The sequence below is a fragment of the Janthinobacterium sp. GW822-FHT07H10 genome, assembly GCF_058798675.1.
This window is the reverse complement of sequence record NZ_JBXAKS010000031.1, coordinates 1-8,237: the sequence shown is the minus strand read 5'-3', so window position 1 is coordinate 8,237 and position 8,237 is coordinate 1. Positions and strand designations below refer to the sequence as shown.

Here is an 8,237-nt window from a genome sequence, read left to right as displayed (position 1 = left end):
CCGTGAAACAACTTTGCGCCGATGATAGTGCTGCAACCAGTGTGAAAGTAGGTTATCGTCAGGCTTGTTATACGCAGCAGAGAAAAACCCCGCCAGCAATGGCGGGGTTTTTTTTCGTCTGCCGGTTTTATTTGAGGCAGTCGAATCCGTCCTACAATGGCGGTATGCGCATCCTGATCATTGAAGACAATCCCGACATCCTGGCCAATCTGTACGCCTATCTGGAACCGAAGGGTCATGTACTCGATTCGGCCATGAATGGCTACGCCGGCCTGGCCTTGCTGGCCCAGCATGAATACGATGTGATCGTGCTCGATGTCATGCTACCGGGCTTGACTGGGCTGGAACTGTGCCAGAAGTTGCGCGGTGAATTGCGCAATAGCACGCCGGTGCTGATGCTGACGGCACGCGATACGCTGCAAGACAAGGTCGCCGGCTTTGACAGCGGCGCCGATGACTATCTGGTGAAACCTTTTTCCTTGCTGGAACTGGAAATTCGCTTGAAAGCCCTGCTGCGTCGCGCGCGCGGGCAGATGGCGGGCGCCGCCGTGCTGACGGTCGGTGAATTATGTTTTGATACGGAAAAATTTGAAGTCCAGCGTGCCGGCCAGCCATTGATCTTGACCAAGACCGGTTACACCATTCTGAAATGCCTGATGAGTGAAGCACCCAAGCTGGTGCCGCGCGATATGCTCGAACACGAAGTCTGGGGCGATGACCGTCCCGACAGCGATGCCCTGCGCACGCATATCCATGCGCTGCGCCAGGTGCTCGATAAACCGTATGCTTTTCCCATGCTGCGCACGATTCCCGGCATCGGCTATAAATTGCTGAGTGCCGATGCGCCCGTTTAAATCTTTGAGACGGCGTATCGTTGTCGCCTATCTGCTGTTCGCCCTGGTGGCGAGCCTCTTCTTTTCCATCATTGCCGCCATCGCCGTCGAAGGTATTGAAGTGCGACTGGTCGATGAGCGCCTGAAAGAGGTGGCGGCATGGGCGTCGCCGCGGCATGCGGCTGGCTTGTCCGTCGACATGCCTGCCGGATTGAGTTTTCATCACGCCGAAGATACGCCGCCGCCCTTGCGCGGCTTGGCGCCCGGCATGCATGAGAAAACCGTCGATGGTGTCGATCTGCACGTGCTGGTTGGCCACGATGTGCATGGCGAGTTTGTCGTGATCGACCATGCCACCGAGTATGAAAAAATCGAGCTGGTGGTGTACAGCATGTTCGCCCTGGGTTTTATCGGTTTCCTGATCTGTGCTTCGCTGCTCGGGGCCTTCATCGCGAATCGTCTGATCACGCCGATCATGGCGCTGACGCAAGCCGTCAAGGCGGGCCAGGCAGCGTTGCCGCTGCAGGACAGTGCCGATGAGCTGGGGATACTGGCCCGTGCTTTTGCCGCACGTACGGCGCAGTTGACGGAAGTTCTCGACCGCGAGCGCTTTTTTACGGGAGATGTGAGCCACGAATTGCGCACGCCGCTGACGGTGATCACGGGGGCGGCGGAAATTCTGATGGAGCAAGGCGGGCGTGATCCTGTTATCCATTCCGCTTCCGAACGCATTTACCGGGCGGCACGCGAAGCGACGGATTCCGTGACGGTATTGCTGCGTCTGGCCCGCGCGCCGGAATTGCTGGAATGTGCATCGCTATCGGTCGCGGAACTGGCGCGCCAGGAGTGTCTGCGCCATCAACCGCAGACGGCCGGCAAGGCGCTCACCCTGGCCTTTGCCGGCGGCGACGATTTCCTCGTTAACGCGCCGCGTGAACTGTTGAGCGCTGCCATCGGCAATCTGGTGCGCAATGCCTGCCAGTACACATTGCAGGGCGAAGTCATCGTACGCCTGGCCGGGCGCGCGCTGATCGTCGAAGATACGGGCCCAGGCTTGCCCGAGGCGGCCCGCGCGCGCTTGCTGCATCAACCGATTCCTGCCAACCTGGGCGGTTCTTCGGGCACGGGACTGGGATTGGGCCTGGTGCAACGTATTTGCCTGTACCTGGACGCCACCTTGACGTTCAGCAGCCCTCCTGGCGGCGGCACCGTGCTGCGCATTGATTTTCTATAAATATTGTGTGTTTGGTTCATCGTTTTAACGCGCATTTAACGCCTAGCTGACATGCATTTCATGTTGCTGCTTGTAAGGTATTCCTCAGGAGTTCGTCTTGCCACGCCGGTAGTTGCACTGGCCGGCACCGTCATGTTCTCTTCATATTGACACTGTACGATGACTTCCGTGGCCGCCGTCCTTGACGTGGCCGGTCCCTTTCATATCACCAAGTAAATGTGTGCACCCATGCTGGCCAAGCTTAAACTCGTTAAAACCCCCAAAGGTATCGATAGCATCCTGATGCTGTCGGCCATGCTGATCCTCTGGATCGGCAATTACAGCAATCTCGACCTGATGCTCGCCGACAGCATGTTCGATGCCGCGCGTGGGCAGTTTGCTGGTCATCAATTCGCTCTGGCCGGTGTTTTTAATCTCGCCCTGAACGCCCTGGCTGTCGCCGTCATCGTCCTGGCGCTATGGGATGCATGGCGCCCACTGGATTGGCCGGCATCGCGCCGTACAGCCTTGCGCGTTCTGGCGTTGTCTGCCGTGCTGGTGCCGGCCAGCATTTATCTGCTTTCCGCTTTCAGTGGCGCGCCTTGCCCTGGCGATTTGCTGCGCTATGGTGGACTGGAAACGTATGCGCGCCTGCTGGAAACGCTGCCGGCTGCCGCGTCTGCGACGGTCTGCTTGCCCGCCACGCAGGCGAGCAATGCCTGGTGGCTGCTGGCCTTGCAGCTCTTCTGGCTGCCGCGACAACCGCGTGTGGCCGCCCTGGTCGCCAGCTTGATGTTGCTATGTGGTTTGATGTTTGCCTGGATACAACAATTGCAAGGAACGCAATTTTTTTCGCATACCCTGTGGTCAGCCTGGATCGCTTCTTTCCTCGTCTATCTGCTGTATAACTTGCTGAAAGCCGAGGACGCGTTGGCCTGAAACAGAAAAGTACGTCACAATCTGCCTGTCGAGTTGTCGTTTCATACAAAAACAGGAGCACCATGAACGAGCAGATTGCGAGAGAAGTGGTATTGGTCCGTGCTATCGAGACGGCCGACCAGAAAAAAGAAGTCCTCAGCGAGGATGACCGCATGTATGCCAGCCGTAGTGCGCGTGAGCTTGCTCAATGGCAAGCTTCGGGCAAGCAGGCGGAAGTGACGGGCGACGACTTCCTGCAACAGCGTTCCGAGCTGATCATCAAGCGCATCACCGAGCGCACGCCCGCCTTCGCCGCCTTCGCAAAACGCCGCAACGGCATGAAAACCCTGGCGCTGGCCTTTCCTCTGCTGGCCTTGCTGCTGGGCGCCGGGCTCGACCGCATTACGGACCCGCATCGCGTCGACCTGCTGTCGGCGCCCCTGCTGCTGATCATCGCCTGGAATGTGCTGGTTTACCTGGGCTTGCTGATCTGGCTGTGCATTCCTTCGCATTCCCTGGGCTGGCCGAAAGCGGGACTGGTACGCCACCTGAGCGTGGGCCGGCTGGCCCTGCCGCGCAAATTGCCGCATGCCTTATCCTCGGGTTTGCTCAGTTTCATGGGCGAATGGGCGCACCTGAGCGCCAAGCTGACGGCCGCGCGCCTCAGCCGCACGATACACCTGAGCGCCGCCATGTTTGCCATCGGCGCCGTCGCCTCGCTGTATGCGCGTGGCTTCCTGTCGCAATACGCGGCCGGGTGGGAAAGCACGTTCCTGAATGCCAGCCAGGTGCATAGCCTGCTTTCGACCCTGTTTGCGCCAGCCATCGCCCTGTTTCACCTGCAAGGCTTTTCGCTGGCGGAAATCGAAGCGCTGCGCTTCCCGCAAACGACGGCCGTCGAAGGCGGTGCGCGCTGGGTGCATTTGTATGCGGCAACGATCTTCCTGCTGGTGGTCGTGCCGCGCCTGATCCTGGCCCTCGTCAACAATTGGCGTGCCGCGCGTCTGGCGAAACACTTCCCGCTGGATCTGGATCAACCGTATTTCCGCAAGCTCAATGAAAGCATCGGCGTGGCCACGGGCGGCATGCTGCGCGTATTGCCTTACAGCTTTACTGTCGATGAGGCGCGCCACAAGGGCCTGGGACAGATCGCGATCATGCTGTTCGGCGAGCAGGGCCGCATGATGCTGCGCCCATCGACGTCATATGGCGAGGAACCGCAGGAAGTCTTGCGTGGCACGGACCTGAATGATCCGCAAGTCAATATCACGGCAGTGCTGTTCAACCTGACGGCGACGCCGGAAAAGGAAAATCATGGCGCCTTCCTCGACTACCTGGCGCAATCGTCGGCACGCGGCATCGCCGTCCTGATCGATGAGTCCAGCTACCTCGAGCGTGCTGGCGAACAAGCGGACAATGGCGCGCGTCTGGCGGAACGAGTCGCCCTGTGGCAACAGTTCTGCCAGTTCCACAAAACCACGGCCACGCTGGTCAATTTGCTCAATCCCGCCCTGCATCCGCTCGACGCGGGTGTCGGACTGAAAGTATCGGCAGCCGCATGAGTGTGAATGTAAATAAAGACGTCCAGGAAGATGTGGCGCAGATTCAGTTTGCGCTGATCTCGCATACGAATAACGGCAAGACGACCCTGGCGCGTACCCTGGTGGGCGTGGATATCGGCGAAGTGCGCGACGCCGCCCATGTGACGGTGTTTGCGGAATCGCATACCTTGCTGGCCACGCCGCAGGGCGATGCCTTGCAACTGTGGGATACGCCCGGCTTTGGCGATTCCGTGCGCCTGCTCAAGCGCCTGGGACAGGCGGGCAATCCCATCGGCTGGTTCCTGCGCGAAGTGCTGGACCGTTATCGCGACCGCCCGTTCTGGCTCAGCCAGCAGGCGCTGCGCACGGCCAAGGATGCGGCCGACGTGGTGCTGTATCTGGTGAATTCCTCGGAGAACCCCAAGGATGCGGGCTACTTGCCGGCGGAAATGAAAATCCTTGAATGGCTGGGCAAACCGGTGGTGGTCTTGCTCAATCAGATGGGGCCGCCACGTCCAGGAAATGAGGAGCATGGCGAACAGGCACGCTGGCGCGAGCATTTGCGGCAATACCCTATCGTGCGCGATGTCCTGGCGCTCGATGCGTTCGCCCGTTGCTGGGTGCATGAACGCGTGTTTTATGAAGCGGTGGGCAAGTTGTTGCCGCAGTCACAGCAAGCCGCCTATGCGCGGTTGTTTGCCACCTGGCAAGCGCAGAATACCGCGCGCTTCCAGCAGGCCATGCACTTGCTGGCCACGCAACTGGCCGTCGCCGCGAAAGACAGCGAAGCGATAGCACCTGTTTCCAAGGGCTTGCTGAAATCGGCCTTGCAGGTAGTCGGCATCGGCAAGAATGAAGAGCAGCAACGTCAGGAAAAGGCCATGGCCAGCCTGGTGGCACGGCTCAATACGCGCAGCGGCGAGACGACGCGTGAACTGTTGATCTTGCACAAACTTGACCCGACGGATGCGCATAAGATCAATGCGCGGGTGCGCGATAATTTTGCCGTGCGCGCGCCGATCGACAAGGCGCAGGCGGGCTTGCTGGGCGCCATGATCTCCGGTGCGGCGACGGGCCTGTCGGCGGACTTGATTTCCGGTGGCTTGACCCTGGGTACGGGGGCCTTGCTCGGCGGCGTGGTCGGAGCGCTGACGTTCGCCGGTGCCGCCTGGGGTTTTAACTCGGGGACAGACCGCAACGAGCCGACGATGCAATTTACGGATGCCTTCCTGCGCACCCTGGTAGTGGCCGGCGTGCTGCGTTACCTGGCGGTAGCCCATTTTGGCCGGGGCCGCGGCAATTTTGTCGAAGGCGAAGCGCCGGCGTTCTGGCAGGATGAAGTCGAACAGGCGGTGGCGCGTCATGATGGCGCCTTGCTGGAACTGTGGAAAGACGTACGCCGTGAAAAATCTCCGGAGCTGGCGACCGAGCGCGTCTTGCCTATCATGACAACCATCGCGTCCGATACCCTGGCGCGCCTGTATCCGGACGTCGCGCGCCAGGTGTGAATCAATGGTTCCGTGCTTGCAGCCACTGTTCCAGAAATTGCACGCACACCCTGACCTTGGCCGAGTTCGACAACCGTGACGTGGTCACGGCCCACACATCGGCAGCCTGGTGATACGCAGGCAAGATACGCACCAGTTTGCCTTGCGCCAGGCTGCCCGCGACATCCCAGGCCGAGCGCAAAATGATGCCATGGCCATCGAGCGCCCATTGATGCACGATCTCGCCATTATTGGCCGACAGCGGCCCGTCGACCTTCACGGTTTCCTGTCCTTGTGGCCCCTGCAGTTTCCAGCGCCGCCCATCCTGGTCGCGTTCGCGGATGACGATGCATTGATGCTCGCTTAACTGCGCCAGGGTGGTCGGTACGCCATGTTGCGCCAGGTAGGCGGGCGCGGCGCACAGCACGCGCTGATTGCTGGCGATGCGGTGCGCGATCAGGTCCGGCTCCTGGACCACGCCGACCCGGATGTCGAGATCGAAACCTTCGCCCAGCAGGTCAACGGGGCGGTCGAGCAATTCCACCTGGATGTTCAGCTGCGGGTATTGCCGCGCCAATGCGGATAGCGCAGGACCGAGCCGGTTGCGGCCGAAGCCGGAACTGGAGCAGATGCGCAGCATGCCCTGCGGCTGCAATTTGGATTGCGCTACGGCATCGCCCATCTGTGCAACATCTTCCAGGATGCGCTGCGCCCATTGCCGCACGATGTTGCCATGATCGGTGACGCTGACCCGGCGCGTGGTCCGGTGCAGCAGGCGCGTCTGCAAGGCGTCTTCCAGCATACCGATGCGCTTGCTGACGACGGCCTTGGAAATACCCAGTTCCAGTGCCGTGGCGGCAAAGCTGGCTTTGTGGGCAACCAGGCAAAACAGGCGCAAGTCTTCCAGCAATGGTGTGTTTTTCATCAATTGGCCATGAAGTGTGAATGCTGGGGTTCTGAATACGTTGATTGTATTCCCATGCGGTGCCAGTATCATCAAGGCATCCCATCTCTACAGGAGCTGCATGTCATGGTCACCATGGTCACCCACAGAATCGCCGTCATCGCCGGCGACGGTATCGGCAATGAAGTCATGCCGGAAGGCTTGCGCGTGCTGCGGGCCGCCGCGCAGCGTTTCAACATCGACTTGCAGTTTACGACCATGGCCTGGGCCAATTGCGATTATTACCTGGAGCACGGGCAAATGATGCCGTCGGACTGGTTTGCGCAGCTCAAGGACTTCGACGCCATTTATTTTGGCGCCGTGGGGTGGCCGGACAAGGTGCCCGACCACATTTCGCTGTGGGGATCGCTGTTGAAATTTCGCCGCGAGTTCGATGAGTACGTCAACTTGCGCCCCGTGCGGCTGATGCCCGGCGTGCCGTGCCCGCTGGCCAATAAGAAGCCGGGCGATATCGACTTTTATGTGGTGCGTGAAAATACGGAGGGCGAATATTCGTCCGTGGGCGGGCGCATGTTCGAAGGCACGGAGCGTGAAACCGTGCTGCAGGAATCCGTCTTTACACGCAAAGGTGTCGACCGCATCCTCAAATATGCGTTTGAGCTGGCGCAAAACCGACCTAAAAAACACCTGACGTCGGCGACCAAGTCGAATGGCATCGCGATCAGCATGCCGTTCTGGGATGAGCGGGTGGAAGCGATGGCGCCCGAGTTTCCCGATGTGCGCTGGGATAAATACCATATCGACATTCTGGCGGCCCGTTTCGTGCTGAGTCCCGAGCGTTTCGACGTGGTGGTGGCGTCGAATCTGTTTGGTGACATCCTGTCCGACCTGGGCCCGGCGTGCACGGGCACAATCGCCATCGCGCCGTCGGCGAATATCAATCCGGAGCGCACGTTTCCCTCGGTATTTGAGCCCGTGCACGGTTCCGCGCCCGATATCTATGGCCAGAATATCGCCAATCCGATCGGCATGATCTGGTCGGGCGCCATGCTGCTCGATTTTCTCGGTAATGGCGACGCCCGTTACACGGCCGCGCATGATGCGATTGTGCGCGCCATCGAGCAGGTGCTCGAGCATGGCCCACGCACGCCGGACATGGGCGGCAGCGCCAGTACGACCGATGTCGGCATGGCGGTTGCAGACTTGCTGAAATAAAGCTTGCCGCCCGTGGGTGGCTTTGCTATAGTTCGCCTCCCCAATGAGACGCACTAGTTTGCGGCACAAAAGGGACGGCCTTCCGGGGCTGGGTAGTAAAAAAGAAGGTTGACGAAATGCTGCAAA

7 protein-coding genes are annotated in these 8,237 nt (G+C 60.0%); 6 read left to right on the top strand and 1 reads right to left on the bottom strand.

From position 1 onward, the window contains the following. Nucleotides 1-164: 164 nt before the first annotated feature. From AC1RDJ_RS28260 to AC1RDJ_RS28240, 5 genes are all read left to right on the top strand, one after another. Nucleotides 165-854: a response regulator transcription factor gene (locus tag AC1RDJ_RS28260; protein WP_071326155.1), complete on the top strand. Its 690-nt coding sequence runs from the start codon at nucleotides 165-167 to the stop codon at nucleotides 852-854. Nucleotides 855-858: 4 nt separating this feature from the next. Then, nucleotides 859-2,067 carry a sensor histidine kinase gene (locus tag AC1RDJ_RS28255; protein WP_493029435.1) on the top strand — a complete coding sequence of 403 codons (1,209 nt, stop codon included), beginning with the start codon at nucleotides 859-861 and terminating at the stop codon, nucleotides 2,065-2,067. Nucleotides 2,068-2,295: 228 nt separating this feature from the next. Next, on the top strand, nucleotides 2,296-2,985 hold the full coding sequence (locus tag AC1RDJ_RS28250) for a phosphatase PAP2 family protein (RefSeq protein WP_493029434.1): 690 nt from the start codon (nucleotides 2,296-2,298) through the stop codon (nucleotides 2,983-2,985). Between the two features lie 62 nt (nucleotides 2,986-3,047). Next, nucleotides 3,048-4,526 carry a DUF2868 domain-containing protein gene (locus tag AC1RDJ_RS28245; protein WP_493029433.1) on the top strand — a complete coding sequence of 493 codons (1,479 nt, stop codon included), beginning with the start codon at nucleotides 3,048-3,050 and terminating at the stop codon, nucleotides 4,524-4,526. Then, nucleotides 4,523-6,013, top strand: a complete 1,491-nt coding sequence (locus AC1RDJ_RS28240) for a DUF3482 domain-containing protein (protein WP_071321656.1) — start codon at nucleotides 4,523-4,525, stop codon at nucleotides 6,011-6,013. The genes AC1RDJ_RS28245 and AC1RDJ_RS28240 overlap by 4 nt, the downstream gene beginning before the upstream one ends. 1 nt (nucleotide 6,014) lies before the next feature. Here AC1RDJ_RS28240 and AC1RDJ_RS28235 read toward each other — a convergent pair whose 3' ends face one another. Next, complete coding sequence (locus tag AC1RDJ_RS28235; RefSeq protein WP_071321657.1) at nucleotides 6,015-6,917, bottom strand: LysR family transcriptional regulator; 903 nt, start codon at nucleotides 6,915-6,917, stop codon at nucleotides 6,015-6,017. A gap of 114 nt (nucleotides 6,918-7,031) precedes the next feature. Between AC1RDJ_RS28235 and AC1RDJ_RS28230 the strand changes: the two genes are divergently transcribed. After that, the gene (locus AC1RDJ_RS28230) at nucleotides 7,032-8,111 is read left to right on the top strand and encodes a tartrate dehydrogenase (protein ID WP_493029436.1); all 1,080 of its coding nucleotides are present in this window, start codon (nucleotides 7,032-7,034) and stop codon (nucleotides 8,109-8,111) included. Nucleotides 8,112-8,237: the final 126 nt, after the last annotated feature.

Coding starts and splice junctions, on each gene's coding strand:
- AC1RDJ_RS28260 (WP_071326155.1), top strand. CDS start 165: ATGCGCATCCTGATCATTGAAGACAATCCCGACATCCTGGCCAATCTG.
- AC1RDJ_RS28250 (WP_493029434.1), top strand. CDS start 2,296: ATGCTGGCCAAGCTTAAACTCGTTAAAACCCCCAAAGGTATCGATAGC.
- AC1RDJ_RS28245 (WP_493029433.1), top strand. CDS start 3,048: ATGAACGAGCAGATTGCGAGAGAAGTGGTATTGGTCCGTGCTATCGAG.
- AC1RDJ_RS28240 (WP_071321656.1), top strand. CDS start 4,523: ATGAGTGTGAATGTAAATAAAGACGTCCAGGAAGATGTGGCGCAGATT.
- AC1RDJ_RS28235 (WP_071321657.1), bottom strand. CDS start 6,917: ATGAAAAACACACCATTGCTGGAAGACTTGCGCCTGTTTTGCCTGGTT.
- AC1RDJ_RS28230 (WP_493029436.1), top strand. CDS start 7,032: ATGGTCACCCACAGAATCGCCGTCATCGCCGGCGACGGTATCGGCAAT.